This window comes from Mariniflexile sp. HMF6888 (assembly GCF_044335535.1).
Taxonomy (GTDB): Bacteria; Bacteroidota; Bacteroidia; order Flavobacteriales; family Flavobacteriaceae; genus Mariniflexile.
This window is the reverse complement of sequence record NZ_JBIQVZ010000001.1, coordinates 126666-148041: the sequence shown is the minus strand read 5'-3', so window position 1 is coordinate 148041 and position 21376 is coordinate 126666. Positions and strand designations below refer to the sequence as shown.

The window sequence follows — 21376 nt, the reverse complement described above, 5'->3', positions numbered from 1 at the left end:
GGGTGTGCTTTTAAAAAATAAGACAAAAAAAAGTCTGGAGTTTTTCCAGACTTTTTTGACTTTTACCGAAGTAAAGGGCTATTTTATTTCAACAAGTTCTAAATCGAATATTAAATCTTGTCCTGCTAATGGATGATTAGCATCTATAATTATGTGTTCTTCATGAACTTCTGCTACACGAAACTGTATTTCAGAACCATCAGGGTTTTGTGAAGCTAGTCCCATACCAACTTCCGGAGTCATGTCCTGTGGTAATTGGTCTTTTTTTACTTCATGAAACAATTCTTTTTGTATATCGCCGTATGCTTCTGCAACAGGAATATGAATTGTTTTTTTCTCATTAACCTTCATGTCTATCATACCTTTTTCAAAACCAGGAATCAGCATACCTTGTCCTAAAGTTATTTCTAACGGTTCTCTTTCTAGTGAACTGTCAAAAACTTGACCATTGCTTAATTTTCCTGTGTAATGAACTTTTACGGTATCATTCTCTTTTACTTGACTCATAAATAATTATGTTTTCTATTTTTAAATTATAACAAAACTACAATTTATGAGGCGATTGCCATAATATTAGCTGATTAAAGCTAAGGTTTGGGAAAACATTAACATAAAATGAGGGGTAAAATAGAAAGAAACGTACTTTTAAATCAATAGTGTTCGATGAAAGGTTCAAGGCTTTGGTAAAAGATAAAGAGACAAAGAGACAAAGAGACAAAGAGACAATAGATAATAGACAAGAGAAAAATAGAAAATTAGAGAAAATTGTACGCCCCCTGATTTTTGAAAATAAATGGAATAAATTGACATTCAAATATTTATTTGCACTTTTGTTTTAATAATTGCTAAATGACAAATTATTACAAAAAGCAAGGCCACAAATTAGTATTCTCTTTTAAAACCATTACCACTGTGTTTGCAGATAATTATAAAAGTTTTATTGAATAACCGTGCTTTAAATAAGTATTGTAGATTATTTCTGAAATTCAATCACTTCCAGGTTATCAATTTTACTGCCATCAATGGTAAAACGTAACATGGTACGCACTTTATGAAAGCCATAGTTACCCACAGCACCAGGATTCATGTGTAGTAAACCAAGTTTTTTATCTGGCATCACTTTTAAAATATGTGAATGTCCACAAATAAAAAGTTGAGGCGGATTTGCTCGAATTTCATCACGAACCCGAATATTATAAGCTTTTGGATAGCCGCCAATGTGTGTCATCCAAATATCAACACCTTCACACATAAACCGATTGTTCTCAGGAAATTCACCTCTAATTTTAGCATCGTCAATATTTCCGTAAACAGCACGTAGAGGTTTTAGTTTTTTTATGGCATCGGTAACTTGTAAATCGCCAATGTCACCCGCATGCCAAACTTCATCAGCTTGTTTTACATATTTTAAAATGGCATCATCTATATAGCTGTGTGTATCGGAAAGTAAAAGTATTTTTGTCATATAAAATGTTAATCGTAAATCTAAAATCGTAAATCTGTTTATCTTTGCTCTTTCAACAAAAGTATAAAAACAAATTGCGATATTTTATAGAACTTTCTTATAATGGCAGTGCTTATCACGGTTGGCAAAATCAGCCCAAAGCCATATCAGTACAAGAAGTTATTGAAAACGCCTTGACTTTACTTTTGAAAGAAGCCGTTTCCATTATGGGAGCTGGTAGAACCGATACAGGCGTACATGCCAAACAAATGTTCGCGCATTTTGATACGGATGTCCATTTTGACGAAGTTGATTTGGTTTTTAAACTCAATTCGTTTTTACCAAAAGATATTGCCATTCATGATATTTTTAAAGTGAAATCTGATGCCCATGCACGTTTTGATGCTTTAAGTAGAACTTATTTGTATAGAATTACTTTAAAAAAGAATGTTTTTAATTTTGATTCTGCTTACTACGTAAAGCAGGATTTAGATGTTGATAAAATGAAAGAGGCCTCAAAAATTTTATGCCAGTATAAAGATTTTCAATGCTTTTCAAAAGTAAATACCGATGTAAAAACGTATTATTGTGACATTATGAAAGCGGAATGGTTTTTTGAAAATGAAGAACTTCATTTTGTTATAAAAGCCGATAGATTTTTACGAAACATGGTACGTTCCATAGTAGGAACCATGATAAATATGGGGTTAGGTAAAATAGAAATGGAAGATTTACATGCTATTATAAAATCTAAGAATAGGAGTGAAGCTGGTTTTTCGGTACCAGCGCATGCCCTTTATTTAATAGAAGTAGAATACCCCAACGATATAAAATTATAATGACTAAAGTGAAGGAAAATATTTTTGATTTTACATTATTCAAACGCCTGTTTCAATATATAAAGCCCTATCAAGTTATCTTTTTTAGCTTATTGGCTTTGGTTATTTTGTTGGCAATTTTAAGTACGGCAACACCTTACATCACCAAATATGCTATAGATAATAGTATTGAGGTTAAAGAGCCTAAAAGCTTTTTGTTTTATGTACTTATTATGTTTGCTGTTTTAATTCTGCAAACCGTATTTCAATTGGCGTTTATTTATTATGCGGCGTGGTTGGGGCAGAATTTGGTGATGGATGTACGTGTCAAACTGTTCAATCATTTGCTGAGTTTTAAAATGAAGTATTACGACAATTCTTCGGTAGGTGTTTTAATTACCCGAGCAGTGACCGATATGGAACGTATTGCCGATATTTTTGGACAAGGCTTGTTTACCATTTTTAGGGATTTACTCGCCATGATAGTTGTTTTTGGAGCGATGATTTACATTAACTGGCGATTGAGTTTAATCGTTTTTATTATGTTACCGTTACTCATGTATGCCACCCGAATTTTTCAAAAGTATATGAAAGTAGCCTTTGAAGACGTTAGAAATGAAGTGTCTAATCTGAATTCGTTTGTGCAAGAACGTTTAACAGGTATGAAGATTTTACAGATTTTTACACGTGAAGATATTGATTATAAAAACTTTATTGCTATAAATGAACGACACAAAAGGGGTTGGTTAAAAACAGTTTGGTACAACTCCATTTTCTTTCCTTTAGCCGATTTGGTGTCGTCCATAAGTATAGGATTAGTGGCATGGTACGGTGGTTTAAACATTGTTTTAAGAGGTACCGAAGTGTCCCAAGGCGATTTGATTGCTTTTGTTATGTTTATTCCTATGCTGTTTAGACCGCTGCGTCAAATGGCTGATAATTTTAATACGCTTCAAATGGGCATGGTGGCTGCAAATCGGGTCTTTAAGATTTTAGATACCACGTCACATATAGACGATACGGGTACACATGTCGCCGAACATTTTAAAGGCAATATCACTTTCCACAAGGTATTTTTTAATTATGTTGATGATGAAGATGTTTTAAAAGGTATTTCTTTTGATGTAAAATCGGGTGAAACCGTCGCTATTGTTGGAGCTACGGGTGCAGGAAAATCTACCATCATTAATTTGTTAAATCGTTTTTATGAAATTAAGGATGGTATTATATCCATTGATGGTATAGATATAAAACAAGTTACCTTAGCATCGTTGCGTACTCAAATTGCGGTAGTTTTACAAGATGTGTTTTTGTTTGCCGATACGATCTTAAATAATATTACCTTAAATAACCCTGAGATTACAGAAGAAGTAGTAACCCAGGCAGCCAAAGAAATAGGGGTTCATGATTTTATTGTCAGCTTACCGGGAGGTTACCATTATAATGTAAAAGAACGCGGTGTGATGTTGTCTTCGGGTCAGCGCCAACTTATTTCGTTTTTAAGAGCTTATGTTACAAATCCTAGTATTTTGGTGTTGGACGAAGCTACTTCCTCGGTCGATTCCTATTCCGAACAACTCATTCAAAATGCTACCGATAAAATGACTAAAGGCAGAACCTCTATAGTTATAGCGCACAGATTAGCCACTGTAAAAAAAGCAGATAGAATCATTGTAATGGATGCTGGTGAAATTGTAGAAGAGGGTACACATGCCCAACTTCTTAAAAAAGAGAATGGGTATTATAAGAATTTATATGAAGTGCAGTTTTTAAAAGAAGAAGTGGTTTAAGCCAAATCTTTCTTAATCATTAAATTTAGTTCTGTTGTATCTTCAAAAACAACAAACTCTCCATCTTTGAAGTATGAAATAGTTCCTGTTTCTTCACTAACTACAAGTGCCAAAGCATCGGTTCTTTCAGTAACTCCAATGGCTGCTCTGTGGCGTAAACCAAAACGTTTTGGAATGACTTTTTCATTATTTAAAGGCAGAATAACTCGAGTTGCTTTTACAATATTATTACTCACTATTATGGCGCCATCGTGTAAGGGGCTGTTTTTAAAAAAGATACTTTCAATAATAGGTTGCGTTACTTTTATATTCATTTCATCACCACTGGCACTTAAAAAGTCTAAGTTGTTGTTGCGCTCAAAAACAATTAAAGCACCTGTCTTTGAATTCCCCATTTTAATACAAGCTGATACAATGGCATCTACATTGGTTTCGTCACTAGTTTCGGTTTTTAAGAAACTAAACTGTTTGAAAAGTTTCCCTCGTTTACTAAAATTTGTGGATCCAACCATCAATAAAAACTTTCTGATTTCTGGTTGAAATACTACAATTAAAGCAATAATTCCCACTTTCATAAACCCACCAAAAATACCCGAAAGCAGCTCCATGTTTAAGAAATTGGTAAGTCGCCACACTAAATAAATAATGATGATGCCTATAAAAATATTAATGGCTACAGTGCCTTTAACCAATTTATAAATATAATAAAGTAGCAGTGCTACCAGAATAACATCTATAACATCAACTACAGAGAATTTTAGGAGGTCATTAAAAATTTCCAAGGCACATTGGGTTTTGGTAAATTTAGTAAAATATGATTAGAACTTGTCTTTACTTTTTTCAATTGGCTGCAAAATAATCTTTTTACCTCATATTTTACCTGTTTTTTACTCCGTAGCACTGCTATGCAACTCTAAAAAGGCTTCGATTGAGTAAAATTGCCATTGCGCTGGCTGGCCCGTTCGCTAAAATAACCCACTGGGTTATTTTTTCACGCTCCGTCCTGCTTCAATCAAAAAAATCAAGACGAGTTCTTAATTTGAGATGAATTCGTGGTTTGATATGGTAACATCTTTTGAATCTAATGTTGATGTTATGGATTTAAAAGTAATGTAATCTTGAAATGTTAAATATTGGTTGAAGCTTAAGATGATTTCGACGGTGTCCAATTCGTTTGCAAGTACAAATTCAATGTCTTTTATTAAATTGGATTTTTTTGAGACCAAAGTACTTAAATCGAAAAGCGGAAACTCTATGTAAATGTCGTCAGAAGCATTAAATTCAATTTTCATTTTGTTTGAAAAGTCTAAATTTGAATTTGTTGACACATAATCAAGAAATGACATGTTATGATAAACCACATCTGTAAATTCAATAAACCCTAAGTTCTTTTTGCTAGTATCATTGCAGGTAAAATAGTTTTTGGCATTGTCATTTTTGTGGCCAGCATTTTGTTTTTTCTCTTGTAAAAATGTAATATGCGGCATGACTTGTTTCAATGTTAAGCGTTTATCAACGTTTACTAACCAGTTAGTAGTACTTATCAAATTTTTTCTATTGAATTCTAGGCTATCTGGCAATGTTTCATCATAAAATAAATAAGCAGCAGATACATCATTAATTTCTGAGATTTCAGAATGGTTTATTTCTGGTAGCTGTACTATTTTATCTTTTCCGCATGAAAAGACAGATAGTAAAATAATAAGTAGTGATATGTTTTTCATGGATTTAGACGGTTAGATGGTTAGACGGTTAGATTGTTGGATGGTTAGATGGTTAAATGGATAGAATAAATAATTAAACGATTCAACAATTAAACGATCCAATTAATTTAATGGTTTCCATAGCTTCTTTTACATCGTGAACTCTTAAGATAGATGCCCCTTTTTGTAAAGCAATAGTATTTAAAACGGTAGTACCATTAAGTGCTTCGTTAGGGGTAGTTCCTAAGGTTTTATAAATCATAGATTTTCTGGAAACACCAACTAAAATTGGTTTTTCAATCATTTTGAATAACTCTAATTGATTTAGCAACTGGTAATTATGTTCTAACGTTTTTGCAAAACCAAAACCGGGGTCAACAATAATATCTACAATCCCTATGGCTTTGGCGGCTGCGATGCGTTCAGAGAAATAAAATAAAATATCTTTGGTTAAATTGGTGTAATTGGCGTGTTGTTGCATGGTTTGTGGCGTGCCTTTCATGTGCATCATAATATAGGGAACATGTAAATTAGCTACGGTTGGCAACATGTTTTCGTCTAGTTTTCCAGCAGAAATATCATTAATTAAAGCAGCTCCAGCTTCAATACAGTGTTTGGCAACATGGCTTCTAAACGTATCAATGGATATTAAAGCCTCAGGAAAGTTTTTTAAAACGACTTCAACTATTGGCAATATGCGTTGTAGTTCAACTTCTTCACTTACAAAATCGGCATTTGGGCGCGAGCTATATGCACCAATATCTATAAAAGTGACACCTTGGTTGAGCATTGATTCTACATGCTTTAAAATGGAAGATTTATTTTTATGAGCGCCTCCATCATAAAATGAATCGGGGGTAATGTTTAAAATTCCCATCACTTTTGGTGATGATAAATCAATGAGCTTTCCTTTACAGTTTATGGTCATTTTGCAGTTCTAAATTCCAGTTCTAAAGCTCAAAGTTAAGTTAAATATCTAAAAATTTGTGCGTACATGAAACATTAAACGCTAAACATGAAACTTTAAATTGTATAAACTTTGAACTTTAAACTATTTAAGCGAAATTTACGCAAAATTCATTTTATTACATGCAAGATACTTCAAAACAATACGATGCCGTCATTGATATCTGTAAAAGTTTATTCACAAAGAAAATGTCCGATTATGGAAGTGCATGGCGCATCTTGCGTTTACCATCGCTTACCGACCAAATATTTATTAAAGCGCAGCGTATTCGTGGGCTTCAGCAAAATGCCGTTAGAAAAGTTGATGAAGGCGAAGAAAGCGAATTTATAGGTATTATAAACTATTGCATTATGGCTTTGATTCAGTTGGAAAAAGGCGTGGTAGAGCAACCCGATTTATCAACCAAAGAAGCCACCGAATTGTATGAAAAGCATGTAGCCATTACCAAAAAATTAATGGAAGACAAAAACCACGATTATGGTGAAGCGTGGCGTGATATGAGAGTAAGTAGTTTGACCGATTTAATTTTGCAAAAACTATTACGCGTTAAGCAAATTGAAGATAATAAAGGGAAAACGTTGGTAAGTGAAGGTATTGAAGCCAATTATCAAGACATGATTAATTATGCTGTTTTTGCTTTAATTCATTTAAAAAAGTAATAGTTTGAAAGGAATGTGCCTTGAGCACAGTCGAAAGGTTTATATAGAAATCATGAAATCGTTATTAACTATAAGTTTTCGTAAGCAAGCACTTATGAAAGAAAGCGATAATATATGATTTTTAAAAACAATAAAAACCCATATATGAAACACCCATGAGAATAGCATTCACACATACGAGGATGATTATTTAGGGGGTTCCATCTGATCAAATTAAAATATATAAACAGATGAAAGTATTAGTAAGTATCTCAAGAATTTTAGTAGGTGTTTTATTTATTATTTCTGGTTTAATAAAGCTAAACGACCCACTAGGGTTTTCATATAAGTTACAAGAATACTTTAGTGTCGATGTTTTAAATCTTCCGTTTTTGGAATCTTATGCCTTAATGATCTCGGTATTAGTTGTTGTTTTTGAAGTGGTTTTAGGGGTGTTTTTAATTATTGGATACAAACCTAAGTTTACTGTTTGGAGTTTGTTGGCAATGATTGTATTTTTTACATTTTTAACCTTTTATTCGGCTTATTTTGATAAAGTTAAAGATTGTGGCTGCTTTGGTGATGCTTTAAAGTTAACACCATGGGAAAGTTTTACCAAAGATGTGATTTTATTGATTTTAATACTCATTTTATTTATTGGTATTAAACATATAAAACCTGTTTTCAGTAAATTAACAACCACGGTTTTCGCGCTTTTAAGCTTTATTTTTAGTTTTTGGTTGGGTTATCATGTGCTCATGCATTTGCCTGTGGTAGATTTTAGAGCCTACAAAATTGGAAACAATATTTTAAAAGGGATGTCAATTCCAGACGATGCGCAAAAACCAGTTGTAGAATATTATTGGAAGTTTAAAATTAATGGTGAAGAAAAAATTATCACCACCGATGGTTCGTATCCAGATGTTGAAGGCGATTATATTGGGGTTGATACCAAAGTTATAGATGAAGGTTACAAACCACCCGTGGTAGATTTTTCAATAGAAAGTGACGATGAAGATTTAACTCAACAGTTTCTTTCAGAAGAGAATCTTATCATTATTGTTTCATACAACTTAGAAAAAATGGAAAAGGCAGGTGCAGAAAAATTAAAAGTGATGACTGATGAAGCTATTAAAAAAGGATATCAAGTTATTGGCTTAACTGCATCAGGTAAAGAAGCAAAACAACAAATAAAAAAGCAGTACCATTTAAATTTCGACTTTTATTTATGCGACGAAAAAGCTCTTAAAACAGTGGTGCGTTCAAATCCGGGCATTCTAGAGTTAGACAAAGGCACTATCAAACAGAAAGTACATTGGAATGATATAGACGATTTAAAGTTATGAGTTAAAAGTTATGAGTTAAAAAGTTAAAAAGTGTTTCGACTACAAGCTTTCAACTGAAAAACCAAAACCCAAAACCCAAAACCCAAACACCAACAACCAAACACCAACAATCAAAAACCAAAAACCTGATTACCTATCTACTAAATAAAATTACATACGCATTACTCACTTTATTTGGGGTAGTTACTGTTATTTTCTTTTTGTTTAACGTGCTTCCGGGAGACCCCGCACAAATGATGTTGGGACAGAACGAGGGCAGCGAACAATTGGCCATTGTAAAACAAAAATATGGGTTCGATAAGCCGATAAGCATCCAATATTTTTATTATTTGAATGACTTGTCGCTCATATCCTTTCATTCAAAAGACGTTCAAGATTATACCTTTTTAAAAACAGGGAAATACTCAGCAGCAAAACTGTTTTCAATTGGTAATACAACAACCGTTTTGAAGTTCCCATATTTACGCGAATCGTTTACCAAACAAGGTAAAAAAGTAAGTGAGGTTTTGGGTGAAACACTCCCAAATACGTTTGTATTGGCAGTTTCTGCTATAATAATAGCTATGCTGGTTGGTATCTTTTTAGGCATTGTTTCAGCACTTTACAAAGACCGTTGGGTAGATAAAACCATACAGGTATTCAGTACGTTTGGTATGAGTGTGCCATCGTTTTTTAGTGCCATTTTATTCGCATGGTTTTTTGGTTTTGTATTGCATAAGTACACAAATTTAGAAATGACAGGTAGTCTTTACGAATTAGACGATTTTGGAGAAGCCAATCATATGAAGTTAAAAAACCTCATACTTCCTGCTATTGTATTGGGTATTCGGCCGTTGGCAGTCGTTATACAGCTTATGCGTAACTCGTTGCTGGAAGTCTTTAATCAAGATTATATCAGAACCGCAAGAGCAAAAGGCTTGAGCGAGTTTCAGATTATAAAAAGACATGCTGTAAAAAACGCCTTGAATCCAGTAGTTACGGCTATTTCAGGATGGTTTGCTTCCATGTTGGCAGGTGCTGTTTTTGTGGAGTATATTTTTGGTTGGAACGGACTTGGGAAAGAAATAGTAAATGCTTTAAATACTTTGGATTTACCTGTAATTATGGGTTCGGTGTTAATAATAGCGTTATTCTTCATAATTATTAATATTTTTGTCGACGTCATTTACGTTTGGTTAGACCCTAAGGTGAAATTAGAATAGTTCCTAAGTAGACAGAAACCCCATAAATAGAAAAATGAAAAAAATAAACTATATATTAATCTTCGTCTTAAGTATTTTAAGCTGTAAAGCCCAAGAAGCGTCTACTAAGTTTTCCGAGACTGCATTAAACGACACCTTTATTACATTAGATGGAAACTCAATAAGCTTTAAAGAAATTTTAGAAGCAAATCAAGGCAAAACCATTTTGGTTGATGTTTGGGCATCGTGGTGTAAAGATTGTATTGGTGGTATACCTAAAGTTAAAAATCTGCAAAGAGCCCATAAAAATGTGACCTATGTATTTTTGTCCTTAGATAAAAACCAGGAAGCTTGGAAAAAAGGCATTGAGAGATATAATATGCAAGGACAACATTATTTTATGCAATCTGGTTGGAAAGGCCCTTTTGGTGAATTCATTCAATTAGATTGGATCCCCAGGTATATGGTAATCGACCAAAACGGAAAAATAAAATTATTCAAAGCTATTGAAGCTGACGATAAAAAAATCAAAAAGATATTATAAAACTTAATAAAAACCCTTCAATAAAAAAAGGTAAATTAAAAATGAGACAACAAATTGTAGCAGGAAACTGGAAAATGAATAATGATTTAGCGCAAACCGAATCATTAATTAGTGCTTTAAAAGCTAAATCGAAAACATCAAATGCCGAGGTTATGGTTGCTCCAACCTTTACAAACCTTTTTCAGGCATTTCAATCATTAAGAGACACCGGCATCGAAGTCATTGCACAAAACATGCATTTCGCAGAAAGTGGCGCTTACACAGGCGAAATTAGTGCGAGTATGCTTAAGAGTGTTGGTGTAAAAACCGTTATTTTAGGTCACAGTGAGCGTCGTGAGTATTTTGGTGAAACAGATGCGATTTTAGCTAAGAAAGTAGATGCAGCTTTATCAAACGATTTGCGTATTATTTTCTGTTTTGGCGAAGTTTTGGCCGATAGAAAATCGGGTAACCATGAAAATGTTGTTGAAAGCCAAATTAAAAACGCCTTGTTTCATTTAGAATCTTCGGCATTTAAAAACATCGTGTTAGCTTATGAACCAGTTTGGGCTATTGGAACTGGCGAAACTGCAAGTCCAGAGCAAGCACAAGATATGCACGCATTTATCAGAAAAACGTTGAGCAATAAATATGGTGCCGCTGTAGCAAACAGTGTATCCATTTTATATGGAGGAAGTGTGAAACCAAACAATGCACAAGAGATTTTCTCAAAACCAGATGTAGATGGAGGTTTAATTGGTGGTGCAGCACTTAACGCAGACGATTTTTTTGCCATTGTAAACGCATTTTAAAAATGTAATCTTTTAGGCGTTACCCAAGGGTCGCGCTATACACTGTATCTTTTTGGCGCTTTTGGCGCCAAAAAGGATGCCGTTTCTATCGCTAACGCAAATTCGTGAACCGTGAATTGTGAGTCATAAATCAAAAATCGTAAATCAAAAAAACACATGTCAAACATCATTTATATAGGCTACGAGTTTAAAGTAACTCCACTTCAACCTGGAGTGGAAATTCTTATTGCAGAACTTGGTTATGCAGGTTTTGAAAGCTTTGTAGAAACCGAAGAAGGTGTTACAGCCTACATTCAAAAAGAGGAATGGAACGAATCTATACTTGATGATGTACAAATATTAAATTCCGAAGAATTTAAAATCGATTTTGCGTTCAACGAAATTGAACAAACCAATTGGAATGAAGAATGGGAAAAGAACTTCAATCCCATTGTGGTAGATAATATATGCTCAGTTCGTGCACCATTTCATGAAAAACCAAACACCCCATACGATATTATCATAGAACCCAAAATGAGTTTCGGTACAGGACATCACGAAACCACCCACATGATGATTCAGCATATTTTAAAAAACGATTTCACCAATAAATCGGTTTTAGATATGGGTTGTGGTACTGGTGTTCTAGCCATTTTAGCCGAAATGAAAGGTGCAAATCCCATAGATGCGGTTGATTATGATAACTGGTGCTATTTAAATAGTTTAGAAAATGTAGAGCGTAATAATTGTAAGCATATCACTGTAATAGAAGGTGATGCCAGTGTTTTAACAGGTAAAAAATATGATATAATAATAGCTAACATTAATCGTAATATTTTATTAAACGATATGGAAACTTACGTATCGTGTTTAAATAAAGGCGGTCTTTTATTTTTAAGTGGATTTTACAAAGATGATATTCCGGTTATTCAAGAAACATGTGAAAAGTACATGTTAAAATTTGAAGAAAAATTGGAAAGAAACCATTGGGTTGCCTTAAAATTTTTTAAATTAGTACATTAATTGGAACTTTCCTCTTCGGGAAGTGTCTGTAAGACAAAGGGATTATGAGTACTCAAGAAAAAACATTGGAAGAAGTACTACTAAAAGAAAAAGTACTTACCCAAAACGAGATTGTGTTATATAACGATGATGTCAATACTTTCGATCACGTTATAGATATGCTTATTTATGCCTGCGAACACACTGCAGAACAAGCAGAGCAATGTGCACTCCTTGTGCATTATAAAGGCAAATGTACTGTAAAAACTGGCTTGTACGATGATTTAAAACCACGTTGCTCCATGCTACTTGAAGCAGGATTAAGTGCCGAAATAGTTTAATGTTAACTTACTTTTATTCAGCGAATAACATATACTAAGAGACTGTTTATGTTTTTACTTTGGCTCTTTTATATGCCTTTTTCCACCATACATCAGTTATTTTTCGGTCCATAGTTATGTACCTCTCCCTTGCGGCAGCCTGGCTCCTTGGTCGCTGTTATTTCTTTGTTTTGCAAGTGTTTATTCCAAAGGGTGCATAAAGTGGACAAAAACTAAAAAAACTTGTTAATAAGAATATAATGGCTAAGGCTATTAAAATGTATGCAAAAGTGCCTTTAACAATATCTAAATAATATAAAAGTGCTATAACAATAGCAATTGCTACTCTTATGCCTTTATCTGTTGAACCCATATTTTTTTTCATAAATCTATAATTTTATAATTATAAAATTATAGAACGAAAATGGTTAGTTATATGACATTTGTCACATAAGCTTTAATTCTGTTGATTAGAGAAAATTAATGGGGAAGTTTGTCTTTTAAAAGGCCGTAAATAAAAGTACCTAAAACAGCGGCAGCAATTACAATTAACATGCTGTAAACACCAGTGCCCAATAATATATACATAGGTCCTGGGCAAGCACCGATAAGCGCCCAACCAAAACCAAAAATGGTTCCACCTACAATATATCTAATAAATCCATTTTCTTTTTTAGGCGCAAATATATTGGCTCCTTTGATGCTTTTTATATAGCCTTTCTTTGAAATTTGAAGAAATAGAATGCCACAGGCAATGGCAGTTCCTATAATACCATACATATGGAAGGATTGAAATCTAAACATTTCATAAATGCGATACCACGAAACGGCTTCAGATTTAACTAAAACAATACCAAAAAATATACCTACTAGTAAAAACTTAAAATATTTCATTTGCTTAAAAAATTAATGGTAAAATAAAGTTAGCCATTAGCAATCCGCCAATAAAAAATCCAATAACGGCAATGAGCGAAGGTTTTTGTAAGCTACTAAGCCCGGTAATGGCATGACCAGAAGTGCATCCGTTTGCGTATCGCGTGCCAAACCCTACAAGTAACCCGCCAATAACTAATAGCAATAACCCTTTGGGGGATTTTATGACTTCTAGGTCGTATATTTCAGTGGGGACTAAATGAGTGCCTGCATTTTCAAATCCCATTTGTTGTAATTCTGTAATGGTACTTGGGTTTAAATCGGTGATACTATCATTTGATAAATAATGAGTAGCAATAAATCCACCAATAATAGCGCCTGCAACAACTGTCAAGTTCCACAATTGGTCCTTCCAACTGAACTTAAAAAAATTAGAAAATTTACCAGCTCCAAGTACGGTACACATGGTTTTTAAGTTTGAAGACATGCCAAATGTTTTTCCAAAATAGAGTAACAATGACATAACAAGGGCGATAAGTGGTCCCGAGATATACCAAGGCCACGGATTTAAAATATAGTTCATACCTATTGATTTAATGCAAATGTAAATAGAAGTTTTTTAAGAATTAAAAATGAATTATAAAATTAAAATAAATTTGGTGGTATTTTAATAAAATTATTATATTTGCACCCACTTTAAAAGGCCTCGTGGCGCAACTGAATAGCGCACTTGATTACGGCTCAAGAGGTTACTGGTTTGAATCCAGTCGAGGTCACGAATAAATAGCACAATAAGAAAAAACGCCAAGTTTACTTGAGCGTTTTTTTGTTTGTAATATTTTCAAAGCGGAGCTTTGTCTGACGACAATTATACGGATCAAGTAATAATATACCGCAACTTCTGAAAAAACAGTTAAGGATGCCTTAAATGATGATAATAGGTCAAAAGAATTGGCTGAATGGAGAAAAGCTAATCCTAATACTTCTATCAATGACTTTTATAAATCAAAAAAATTGCCTGTCATATACTGACACTTAGAATAGAATCCTTGTCATGGTCATGTTTTTTAGCCTTAAAAAATAGCGTTTTATCGAAAATTCCGCATTGACACTCTGTGAATTCTGACAAGCTGTCATTTTAAGATTTTTTTAAGAATTTGGCATAGTGATTGAAACTTTCCAAAAAGAAAAAGTCCTAACCTCTGACCGATAGGACTTTTTTAAAGTTGATAGAGCGGTTGCTTAAAAAGGAAAAACCGCTCTTATTTTGTGTGGTGCAAATATAGCAATTATTTCTTCCTAACAAAATTTCCTATTTTTTCCTTTTTCGGTTAACGTTAGCCCCGATAAATGCTGACTTTATTTAAATGATTAATAGCAAGATGAAAAATTATCATTTAGTCCATGAGGACGACAAGTACAAATTGAAAAAAGAAAATGCAGAAAGAGCTTCTAAAGTAATTGACGCAAACAAAGTTGATGCCATTAAGCAATCACGAGATTTTATTGAATCCCAAGGAGGAGGTTCTTTGAGAATCCATAAAAATAAAGGTGGATTTCAGGAAGAAAGAACATATCCAAAGTCTATTGACCCTAAAAAAAGTAAAGGATAAATTATGGAACTACTATACAAAGTTGAGATAAATAAAATTTTAGAGGAATTAGGGAAAGAACTTGATATTTCTAAGAAAGAATATGAATCAGCCGTAAAAAGCTATGAAGCCGTTGGCGACTGGTTATGCAGGGATACGTCGGATTTAAGATTTTATAATCCTAAAATTCTACCTCAAGGTTCATTTATGTTAGGCACTGTTGTAAAACCTATATGTGAAGAAGATGATATTGATGTTGATTTAGTGTGTAAACTTGAAAGGAAACCTGATTCATGGACTCAAAAGGATTTAAAGGACAAAGTTGGAGATAGACTTAAAGCGGATGGTAATTATGATAGGATGATAAAAAAACATAAAAATGGTGAAGATTATGAAGAAGGTGGGAGAAGATGCTGGACATTAAAATACTCAGATGGAGCAGGATATCATATGGATATATTGCCTTCGTTTGCAGATGAAAACTTAACCGTTTTAATGGAAAAAGCATTTGCCATCGGAAGTGACTTAAACACTGACGAGTTGGCAATTAAAATAACGGATAAAGAGATGGATAACTATTCAACTGATAATAATGTTGATAATTGGTTAAAAAGCAATCCTTTTGGATATGCGAAATGGTTTCTTGATAAAGCTACAATAGACGTTAGGAAGTTGATAATGTTAAGTGAATCAGTTGATCCGATAAGAGCATATGAAAAAGAAAAGTTGCCTTTACAAAGAGTAGTTCAACTTTTAAAAAGGCATAGAGATATAATGTTTTCATCTGACGAATATGATAGTGAAAATAAGCCTATCTCTATAATAATAACCACGTTGGCAAGCAGGGCATATGATAAAAGCGATAATATAATTGATGCCTACACCAACATTGTTAGAAGAATGAGAGCATTAATTGAAGAAAGAGTAAATCCATATACTGGGCAGATTGAAAAATGGGTGCCTAACCCAGTAAATAGTGAAGAAAATTTTGCCGATAAATGGGGTGAAGTAAAACAAAAAGAGGATTATTTTTATTTATGGCTTGATAAATTAGAAAATGATTTAGGCATATTGCGAGATAATCAAGGAAAAGGATTGCAGTTCTTAAATGAATCTATGTCTAATATTTATGGAGAATTTGTAACGAACAAGGCTTTCGCTAATTATGGCAATATTAGTACTGAATTAAGGGAAGATGGAAAAAGAAAGATGGCAAAAGGCACTGGGGTATTAGGAACAATAGGGACAAATATACCTAAGCATAATTTTGAAGGGTATAATGCGGAGTAAGTTCTTTCGAAAAAGTAAAAAACAATTAGGAATGCCTGCTTATTTGCAATTGTTGGCTATTAAGCAGGATTTTCCTGATGTCAAGGTATTAAGAAAAAATTGGAATAGTTTCGAGATTGTGCTTAAGCTGCAACCTACATTATTGAGCGAAACGTACAATGTTAAAATTGTTTATAAGGATAACATGTTCGTAAAAATATTTGTCATTGATAAAGTGCTCAAAATAGCACCAAATAGAACAAAATTACCCCACGTTTATAATACTAAGGCTCAACAAATCTGTTTATATTCTCCTTCAAAGAATGAATGGAAATCTATTAAGCTAATATCAAATACTATAATGCCTTGGGCAAGTGAATGGCTTTACTATTATGAGTTATGGCTTCCTGAAGGGAAATGGTATGGAGGTGGACATGACGAATATCCAAATGAAACATTGGATAAAATATTGAAAGATGAGTAAAGAAAAATTTAAAATATTATCAATAGATGGTGGGGGGATAAAAGGCGTATTTCCTGCCTATTATTTAGCTTTAGTTGAACAAGAGTTAGCAAATCGGGAGGATGGAAAAACCAAAATTAAAGACCATTTTCATTTAATAACAGGAACTTCTACTGGAGGTATAATAGCCTTAGCATTATCACTTGGTATTCCAGCTAAAGAAATATATGATTTATACATAGAAAATGCAGGTAGCATTTTTATGAATAAAAAATATTCAAGGCTTGGAAAGATTTTATCTTTTTTTAAGCAAATTATTTGGTCTACCCATGAAAGAGACACTTTAGAAGATTTAGTTAGAAATAAATTTAAAGAATCTTTTAATGGTGAAGATGACCCTCGATTAAATGATTGCTTAACTCATGTGGCGATACCTATTTACGATTTAATTAAAGGAAACCCAAGTGTACTTAAATCTCCTTATCATCCTAATTTTAAGAGAGATTTACATATACCAGCTTTTAAAGCTGCTATGGCAACTTCTGCTGCTCCAACTTATTTCGACCCTTATTCAACTGAATACATTGATATGGAGGGTATGACAAGACCGTTTAGCAATAAAGTAGATGGTGGCATAATGGCTAATAATCCAACACTTGTTGGAATAATAGAAGCCTTAAAAGCATTTAATAAAAATTTAGAGGATTTAGAAGTTTTATCTTTAGGAACAGGATATAAAAAATATACAGAAGGAGATTCAAACAGAAAAAAATGGGGTTTGTTTTACTGGATGGTTAAGAATGGAAGAAAAAGACTTATAGACCTATTTATGCAAAGCCAATCGCAATTAGTAGAAAACTATATTAGCTTATTGTACCAAGGTATTGATAAAACCGAAAGAGATAATCCGAATTTTATTTATGATAGGGTTAATGTCAATTTATGTGAAGACGATTTAATCGAAATGGATGAAAAAGACCCTAAAAGAATTAAAAACTTTGCGGAATTGGCTATGGCTGAATTTCATGAAAATAGAAGTCATATTTTAAAAAGCCATTTTTATTAATTTTTGCTCATTGAAATAATTTTAAAAATATTAAGACCTTGGGGTTAAAGGTCACTAAGTCTATTGATTTAGCGATGCTCATAGTTAGGATGTTTTGGACTCCTTTTTTAGAGTGTTTATTAATAATTACAAAACGGAATATTATGAAAAAAATAGATAGCATTAAGAAAATTAATTTAAAGAAGACTATTTTAAGTATAGTTATAGGAGCTGCATTCGTGGAGAAGATTGGTCCAAGCTTCCTGACTATAAGCATTAGATGAACAATATGTTTTTTTGACCTTCCAAGACTGAATGCAGAGGGGGTTCGATTCCCCCTTTCTCCACCATTTTTAAATTTTTTTCGCTGAAACTTTGGCAGTCGATCAAATATGGTTTGTTAGTTGATAATGTTTAATTATTATTTATTGAATTATTATACCAAATGAAAAAATGGGATGAAATACCTGAAATAAAACTCTATTCAGATGGTGGGGCAGAACCCAACCCTGGAAAGGGTGGATTTGGAGTAATCTTAACCTATAAAGGAAGAAAAAAGGAGTTTTTTAAGGGGTATAAGCTTACCACTAACAATCGGATGGAGTTAATGGGAGTGATTTTTGGACTTGAACAATTAAAGACTAAATCTAATGTAGAGGTGTTTTCCGATTCAAGATATGTAGTGAATGGCATTACTAAAGGATGGGTAGAAAAATGGAAGGCTAAAAACTGGATGCGAACCCAAAATAAAAAGGCTCTTAATAGTGATTTGTGGGATAGACTTTTAAATGCAATTTCTAATCATGATGTAAATTTTAATTGGGTTAAAGGTCATGCAGGACATAATGAAAATGAAAGATGCGATGAACTGGCTAATATGGGTATTAAATCCGAAACTTTACATGATGATGATGGTTATGAACCAATTGAAGAGGAAAGAAATGTTGTGATAAAAAGAGATTATCCTAATAACAAAAAAATAAAAATAAATAATGAAGGTGATGAGTGCAGAAAATGTGGGGATTTAGTAGTTAAAAAAACGCCTAAAAAGAAGAAAATAAAATCTAATCAGTCTTACTATTTTGAATATTATTTATACTGTCCTACATGTAAAACAATGTATATGGTAGATGAAGCAAAAATACAAATAGGTAGTGCTAATAATCTTTTCGGAAATGATAACGTGTAAAATCTTGAATAATAAATATAAAATTCTTAACCGCTCAATAGGGCGGTTTTTTTATGCCTTAAAAAAATTAACAATGAATTAACCTATTTAGCCAAACGAAAAAAAAGCTGGCTGGTATTATATATAAAATGAATGTTTAATTAAAAATCAGTAATAATGAAATCAAACGAAAAAGTATTATGTGAAAATTTGAGAAACTTTAAAGTGCATTATTTAAACACTTCCAGAAAATTAAAAAAAGACTTGTTAAGGCTTCAGGAAGAAAACGAACGGTTGAAGTCTTTAGATGAGCTTCTAACTATTAATGAAGTTGAAGTAGAGTTTAAGAAGAATAGAAAAACTATTGATAGATGGAGGATAAAAGGTTTGAAAGTTTACCAATCTGGACATGGCAAATCTATTCCAATAAAAATTGGAGAAAGAGACGCTACCTAAGAAAATCAAAAGGGCTTACTCAAACCCAGTTAGCTCAATTAGTAGGGAAAGACAGGCAATATTTGTACAAAAGACACTTAAGGTGCTATTTGTCAAATTGTTTGTCCCTTTTTAATTAATAATCATTTCTATTTTCTCCACCAACATTTTGAATCGTTCTTCACGAATGAATGGGTGGATATGCATGGCTATAATTTCATCAGCTTGCGGATGGTTTTTAATGGCTTTCAGTTCCTGTTTGATATACTGTTTTACGTTTTTTTGACTTGTTAGTATGTCTTTTACAATGGTTGTTCTGTTGTCCAATAAATAGATGATATCTTCGAAATCGTGACTGCCATAAAAATCATTTTTCCCTCTGTCTTTAAATGCTTCTATTTTGGTTGCTAGGAAATAGGGGGAAGGTAATATATTTATGGTTATGCCTTCGGGAAGTTCTATTTGTTGTATAAACTTGAAACCCGGTTTGTACCATGTGTTTGAAATGCCGATACTACTGTCTTCTGCCGGCATGATGTCTATAGCAATATCTTGAAATTTATAAGAACATATGGATTGCCCTTGTGGATCCGGATAAAATCTGAGTTCTGCCAATCTTTCTTGCATTTGTGACCATTCGGTATAATTTGCCAAATTGATGGTCATGTCAATGTCAGAAGTTGGACGAATTTCTTCAGCTGCTGGGTCATCTGTATATAAGCTGATTATGGCACCACCAATAAAGACCATTTTTTCGTTCAGCTCTTTTAGTCCTTTAGCCACTTGTGCTACTAAGGCGAGATTGATGACTTTGTTATGCATTTTGAATCCTTTTTTCCAGTTCTTTTTTTGCTATTTCTTTTTCTCTAGCCCTTCCTACTCTAATAGCATCGACCATTGTTAGTAACTCATACAACTCTTTATCCTTTAATGAAGCTTCTACTGCAGTGTGGTATAATGGTTCTATGGCTTGGCCTCTCTCTTGTCCCTTGGCATAGGGCCAAACGTATTTGTCACTGGAATTGATTATTTTATTTAATGGCTCTGCTGAATGTGCCGTTAGCACACCTCTTACTATGGGGCCTGGGTGTTGTGGAAAAGCATAAGCTACACCATGAATCAAAAATTCTGTAAATGCTAATTTGTTAACTTTTTTTCTTGCACCATCAATCAAGCCTGCATATTTGGAACGGTTTAAGGATTGACTTACTTCCGATTGGCTTATTCCCAATTCTTGAGCAATCGTATGATGAAACCATGATTGTTTACCTAAAGCTATTATTTTTAGGAGTATTACGATGTCTTGAGGTTTCAAATTATTTCTGGATTGTTGCATATATTTCATATTGCGATATGCAATATTACATGTTAAATTTATAAAAACCAAGGATTTAATTAATTGTATTGCATATTGCGATATGCGATATTGATTATTAAAACATACTTATCTAGTTTCAAATGGGGTCAATAATTGGGACAAAAATTATTTCGAAACGGTTCGCCAAACATTTTTATATCGTATGTATTAGTCCCACTTCCTGCCATTTTAAATTTCACAAGGTTTTTTAATCCACTTCCGAGCCATCACTGTCCCTTTTTTTTTTTTTGGCAGCAAAACAACAAGATTCATTCTTGGACGACGGCATAAAGCCAGACTCCCTTCGTCTACGCTCAGGCTAAACTCGCTCGCTCTTTTTTATACGTCTAACCAAGCCTGAATATTGGATCACAACAGGCATCAAAAAAAGATAACAGCTGACGGCTCTACGGGAAGTAAATCAAAATATTACAAGGGTTTTTTCGGAGTAAGAGGAACTACCCAAATTTTTATTTTTTTAGTATTTATGAGGTCTTCATGTAGGCTTCCCTAAAAATTTGGGTAAGGCTACAGCATCTATAAATTTTAGTGACACCGAATTAGTCCCTTTTTAACATTTTTTTAACCATTTTAAATTAGAAAGGGGCTGTAGCTTATAAATATGAAAATTAGTAAAATACTATTTATTGT

The 21376-nt window shown here is 33.2% G+C and carries 26 protein-coding genes and 2 tRNA genes; 18 read left to right on the top strand and 10 right to left on the bottom strand.

The window, feature by feature from the left end; genetic code table 11:
- Positions 1–78: 78 nt before the first annotated feature.
- On the bottom strand, positions 79–507 hold the full coding sequence (locus ACGLWY_RS00730) for a peptidylprolyl isomerase (RefSeq protein WP_396617776.1): 429 nt from the start codon (positions 505–507) through the stop codon (positions 79–81).
- 466 nt (positions 508–973) lie between these two features.
- Positions 974–1465, bottom strand: a complete 492-nt coding sequence (locus ACGLWY_RS00725) for a metallophosphoesterase family protein (protein WP_396617775.1) — start codon at positions 1463–1465, stop codon at positions 974–976.
- A 74-nt stretch (positions 1466–1539) separates the two neighbouring features.
- On the opposite strand from ACGLWY_RS00725, the gene truA reads away from it, so the two are divergent.
- Entirely contained in the window at positions 1540–2283 is a 744-nt protein-coding gene (truA, locus tag ACGLWY_RS00720; RefSeq protein ID WP_396617774.1) for a tRNA pseudouridine(38-40) synthase TruA, read from the top strand.
- A complete protein-coding gene (locus ACGLWY_RS00715; RefSeq protein WP_396617773.1) occupies positions 2283–4052 on the top strand; it encodes an ABC transporter ATP-binding protein in 1770 nt (589 codons plus the stop codon). The genes truA and ACGLWY_RS00715 overlap by 1 nt, the downstream gene beginning before the upstream one ends.
- Here the strand turns inward: ACGLWY_RS00715 and ACGLWY_RS00710 are convergent.
- The 3 genes from ACGLWY_RS00710 to folP all read right to left on the bottom strand — a co-directional run bounded on the left by ACGLWY_RS00710 (position 4049) and on the right by folP (position 6683).
- On the bottom strand, positions 4049–4834 hold the full coding sequence (locus ACGLWY_RS00710) for a diadenylate cyclase (protein ID WP_396617772.1): 786 nt from the start codon (positions 4832–4834) through the stop codon (positions 4049–4051). The genes ACGLWY_RS00715 and ACGLWY_RS00710 overlap by 4 nt on opposite strands.
- Before the next feature lie 252 nt (positions 4835–5086).
- The gene (locus ACGLWY_RS00705) at positions 5087–5776 is read right to left on the bottom strand and encodes a hypothetical protein (RefSeq protein ID WP_396617771.1); all 690 of its coding nucleotides are present in this window, start codon (positions 5774–5776) and stop codon (positions 5087–5089) included.
- Between the two features lie 82 nt (positions 5777–5858).
- The gene (folP, locus tag ACGLWY_RS00700) at positions 5859–6683 is read right to left on the bottom strand and encodes a dihydropteroate synthase (protein ID WP_396617770.1); all 825 of its coding nucleotides are present in this window, start codon (positions 6681–6683) and stop codon (positions 5859–5861) included.
- A gap of 161 nt (positions 6684–6844) precedes the next feature.
- On the opposite strand from folP, the gene ACGLWY_RS00695 reads away from it, so the two are divergent.
- The 7 genes from ACGLWY_RS00695 to ACGLWY_RS00665 all read left to right on the top strand — a co-directional run bounded on the left by ACGLWY_RS00695 (position 6845) and on the right by ACGLWY_RS00665 (position 12544).
- Positions 6845–7381: a DUF1599 domain-containing protein gene (locus ACGLWY_RS00695; RefSeq protein ID WP_396617769.1), complete on the top strand. Its 537-nt coding sequence runs from the start codon at positions 6845–6847 to the stop codon at positions 7379–7381.
- A gap of 230 nt (positions 7382–7611) precedes the next feature.
- Positions 7612–8706, top strand: a complete 1095-nt coding sequence (locus tag ACGLWY_RS00690; RefSeq protein WP_396617768.1) for a BT_3928 family protein — start codon at positions 7612–7614, stop codon at positions 8704–8706.
- Between the two features lie 125 nt (positions 8707–8831).
- The gene (locus ACGLWY_RS00685; protein WP_396618612.1) at positions 8832–9908 is read left to right on the top strand and encodes an ABC transporter permease; all 1077 of its coding nucleotides are present in this window, start codon (positions 8832–8834) and stop codon (positions 9906–9908) included.
- A gap of 34 nt (positions 9909–9942) precedes the next feature.
- The gene (locus ACGLWY_RS00680; RefSeq protein ID WP_396617767.1) at positions 9943–10431 is read left to right on the top strand and encodes a TlpA family protein disulfide reductase; all 489 of its coding nucleotides are present in this window, start codon (positions 9943–9945) and stop codon (positions 10429–10431) included.
- A 41-nt stretch (positions 10432–10472) separates the two neighbouring features.
- Positions 10473–11222 carry a triose-phosphate isomerase gene (tpiA, locus tag ACGLWY_RS00675; RefSeq protein ID WP_396617766.1) on the top strand — a complete coding sequence of 250 codons (750 nt, stop codon included), beginning with the start codon at positions 10473–10475 and terminating at the stop codon, positions 11220–11222.
- 156 nt (positions 11223–11378) lie between these two features.
- Positions 11379–12224 carry a 50S ribosomal protein L11 methyltransferase gene (gene prmA, locus ACGLWY_RS00670; protein WP_396617765.1) on the top strand — a complete coding sequence of 282 codons (846 nt, stop codon included), beginning with the start codon at positions 11379–11381 and terminating at the stop codon, positions 12222–12224.
- A 44-nt stretch (positions 12225–12268) separates the two neighbouring features.
- Positions 12269–12544 carry an ATP-dependent Clp protease adaptor ClpS gene (locus ACGLWY_RS00665; protein WP_117172268.1) on the top strand — a complete coding sequence of 92 codons (276 nt, stop codon included), beginning with the start codon at positions 12269–12271 and terminating at the stop codon, positions 12542–12544.
- 157 nt (positions 12545–12701) lie between these two features.
- On the opposite strand, the gene ACGLWY_RS00660 is transcribed toward ACGLWY_RS00665, so the two are convergent.
- From ACGLWY_RS00660 to ACGLWY_RS00650, 3 genes are all read right to left on the bottom strand, one after another.
- On the bottom strand, positions 12702–12908 hold the full coding sequence (locus ACGLWY_RS00660) for a DUF2892 domain-containing protein (protein WP_396617764.1): 207 nt from the start codon (positions 12906–12908) through the stop codon (positions 12702–12704).
- A 95-nt stretch (positions 12909–13003) separates the two neighbouring features.
- Positions 13004–13417, bottom strand: coding sequence for a DUF6691 family protein (locus ACGLWY_RS00655; RefSeq protein ID WP_396617763.1), 414 nt, complete (start codon positions 13415–13417; stop codon positions 13004–13006).
- Positions 13418–13421: 4 nt separating this feature from the next.
- Positions 13422–13979: a YeeE/YedE family protein gene (locus ACGLWY_RS00650; RefSeq protein ID WP_396617762.1), complete on the bottom strand. Its 558-nt coding sequence runs from the start codon at positions 13977–13979 to the stop codon at positions 13422–13424.
- A 119-nt stretch (positions 13980–14098) separates the two neighbouring features.
- Between ACGLWY_RS00650 and ACGLWY_RS00645 the strand changes: the two genes are divergently transcribed.
- The 9 genes from ACGLWY_RS00645 to ACGLWY_RS00605 all read left to right on the top strand — a co-directional run bounded on the left by ACGLWY_RS00645 (position 14099) and on the right by ACGLWY_RS00605 (position 19508).
- Positions 14099–14172: transfer RNA gene (locus tag ACGLWY_RS00645), tRNA-Arg, on the top strand.
- Between the two features lie 606 nt (positions 14173–14778).
- A complete protein-coding gene (locus ACGLWY_RS00640; protein WP_396617761.1) occupies positions 14779–15009 on the top strand; it encodes a DUF2188 domain-containing protein in 231 nt (76 codons plus the stop codon).
- A 3-nt stretch (positions 15010–15012) separates the two neighbouring features.
- The gene (locus tag ACGLWY_RS00635) at positions 15013–16278 is read left to right on the top strand and encodes a nucleotidyltransferase (RefSeq protein WP_396617760.1); all 1266 of its coding nucleotides are present in this window, start codon (positions 15013–15015) and stop codon (positions 16276–16278) included.
- A gap of 31 nt (positions 16279–16309) precedes the next feature.
- Entirely contained in the window at positions 16310–16741 is a 432-nt protein-coding gene (locus tag ACGLWY_RS00630) for a hypothetical protein (RefSeq protein ID WP_396617759.1), read from the top strand.
- Positions 16734–17786, top strand: coding sequence for a CBASS cGAMP-activated phospholipase (locus tag ACGLWY_RS00625; protein ID WP_396617758.1), 1053 nt, complete (start codon positions 16734–16736; stop codon positions 17784–17786). Before ACGLWY_RS00630 ends, ACGLWY_RS00625 begins: the two co-directional genes overlap by 8 nt.
- Before the next feature lie 220 nt (positions 17787–18006).
- A tRNA-OTHER gene (locus ACGLWY_RS00620) sits at positions 18007–18115 on the top strand.
- Positions 18116–18210: 95 nt separating this feature from the next.
- Positions 18211–18954: a ribonuclease HI gene (rnhA, locus tag ACGLWY_RS00615; RefSeq protein ID WP_396617757.1), complete on the top strand. Its 744-nt coding sequence runs from the start codon at positions 18211–18213 to the stop codon at positions 18952–18954.
- A gap of 156 nt (positions 18955–19110) precedes the next feature.
- On the top strand, positions 19111–19389 hold the full coding sequence (locus tag ACGLWY_RS00610) for a hypothetical protein (protein ID WP_396618636.1): 279 nt from the start codon (positions 19111–19113) through the stop codon (positions 19387–19389).
- Positions 19305–19508, top strand: coding sequence for a helix-turn-helix domain-containing protein (locus ACGLWY_RS00605; RefSeq protein WP_396617756.1), 204 nt, complete (start codon positions 19305–19307; stop codon positions 19506–19508). The genes ACGLWY_RS00610 and ACGLWY_RS00605 overlap by 85 nt, the downstream gene beginning before the upstream one ends.
- On the opposite strand, the gene ACGLWY_RS00600 is transcribed toward ACGLWY_RS00605, so the two are convergent.
- Entirely contained in the window at positions 19501–20190 is a 690-nt protein-coding gene (locus ACGLWY_RS00600; RefSeq protein WP_396617755.1) for a hypothetical protein, read from the bottom strand. The genes ACGLWY_RS00605 and ACGLWY_RS00600 overlap by 8 nt on opposite strands.
- Positions 20183–20704, bottom strand: a complete 522-nt coding sequence (locus tag ACGLWY_RS00595) for a hypothetical protein (protein WP_396617754.1) — start codon at positions 20702–20704, stop codon at positions 20183–20185. The genes ACGLWY_RS00600 and ACGLWY_RS00595 overlap by 8 nt, the downstream gene beginning before the upstream one ends.
- Positions 20705–21376 lie beyond the last annotated feature (672 nt).

What these genes read in the sequence shown, in the direction of transcription:
- ACGLWY_RS00610 (WP_396618636.1), top strand. Translation starts at nt 19,111, where the DNA reads ATGAAATCAAACGAAAAAGTATTATGTGAAAATTTGAGAAACTTTAAA.
- ACGLWY_RS00705 (WP_396617771.1), bottom strand. Translation starts at nt 5,776, where the DNA reads ATGAAAAACATATCACTACTTATTATTTTACTATCTGTCTTTTCATGC.
- ACGLWY_RS00725 (WP_396617775.1), bottom strand. Translation starts at nt 1,465, where the DNA reads ATGACAAAAATACTTTTACTTTCCGATACACACAGCTATATAGATGAT.
- folP (WP_396617770.1), bottom strand. Translation starts at nt 6,683, where the DNA reads ATGACCATAAACTGTAAAGGAAAGCTCATTGATTTATCATCACCAAAA.
- ACGLWY_RS00605 (WP_396617756.1), top strand. Translation starts at nt 19,305, where the DNA reads ATGGAGGATAAAAGGTTTGAAAGTTTACCAATCTGGACATGGCAAATC.
- ACGLWY_RS00600 (WP_396617755.1), bottom strand. Translation starts at nt 20,190, where the DNA reads ATGCATAACAAAGTCATCAATCTCGCCTTAGTAGCACAAGTGGCTAAA.
- ACGLWY_RS00715 (WP_396617773.1), top strand. Translation starts at nt 2,283, where the DNA reads ATGACTAAAGTGAAGGAAAATATTTTTGATTTTACATTATTCAAACGC.
- prmA (WP_396617765.1), top strand. Translation starts at nt 11,379, where the DNA reads ATGTCAAACATCATTTATATAGGCTACGAGTTTAAAGTAACTCCACTT.
- ACGLWY_RS00635 (WP_396617760.1), top strand. Translation starts at nt 15,013, where the DNA reads ATGGAACTACTATACAAAGTTGAGATAAATAAAATTTTAGAGGAATTA.
- tpiA (WP_396617766.1), top strand. Translation starts at nt 10,473, where the DNA reads ATGAGACAACAAATTGTAGCAGGAAACTGGAAAATGAATAATGATTTA.
- ACGLWY_RS00630 (WP_396617759.1), top strand. Translation starts at nt 16,310, where the DNA reads ATGCCTGCTTATTTGCAATTGTTGGCTATTAAGCAGGATTTTCCTGAT.
- ACGLWY_RS00695 (WP_396617769.1), top strand. Translation starts at nt 6,845, where the DNA reads ATGCAAGATACTTCAAAACAATACGATGCCGTCATTGATATCTGTAAA.
- ACGLWY_RS00655 (WP_396617763.1), bottom strand. Translation starts at nt 13,417, where the DNA reads ATGAAATATTTTAAGTTTTTACTAGTAGGTATATTTTTTGGTATTGTT.
- ACGLWY_RS00625 (WP_396617758.1), top strand. Translation starts at nt 16,734, where the DNA reads ATGAGTAAAGAAAAATTTAAAATATTATCAATAGATGGTGGGGGGATA.
- ACGLWY_RS00660 (WP_396617764.1), bottom strand. Translation starts at nt 12,908, where the DNA reads ATGAAAAAAAATATGGGTTCAACAGATAAAGGCATAAGAGTAGCAATT.
- ACGLWY_RS00665 (WP_117172268.1), top strand. Translation starts at nt 12,269, where the DNA reads ATGAGTACTCAAGAAAAAACATTGGAAGAAGTACTACTAAAAGAAAAA.
- ACGLWY_RS00680 (WP_396617767.1), top strand. Translation starts at nt 9,943, where the DNA reads ATGAAAAAAATAAACTATATATTAATCTTCGTCTTAAGTATTTTAAGC.
- ACGLWY_RS00730 (WP_396617776.1), bottom strand. Translation starts at nt 507, where the DNA reads ATGAGTCAAGTAAAAGAGAATGATACCGTAAAAGTTCATTACACAGGA.
- ACGLWY_RS00595 (WP_396617754.1), bottom strand. Translation starts at nt 20,704, where the DNA reads ATGCAACAATCCAGAAATAATTTGAAACCTCAAGACATCGTAATACTC.
- ACGLWY_RS00640 (WP_396617761.1), top strand. Translation starts at nt 14,779, where the DNA reads ATGAAAAATTATCATTTAGTCCATGAGGACGACAAGTACAAATTGAAA.
- ACGLWY_RS00650 (WP_396617762.1), bottom strand. Translation starts at nt 13,979, where the DNA reads ATGAACTATATTTTAAATCCGTGGCCTTGGTATATCTCGGGACCACTT.
- rnhA (WP_396617757.1), top strand. Translation starts at nt 18,211, where the DNA reads ATGAAAAAATGGGATGAAATACCTGAAATAAAACTCTATTCAGATGGT.
- ACGLWY_RS00690 (WP_396617768.1), top strand. Translation starts at nt 7,612, where the DNA reads ATGAAAGTATTAGTAAGTATCTCAAGAATTTTAGTAGGTGTTTTATTT.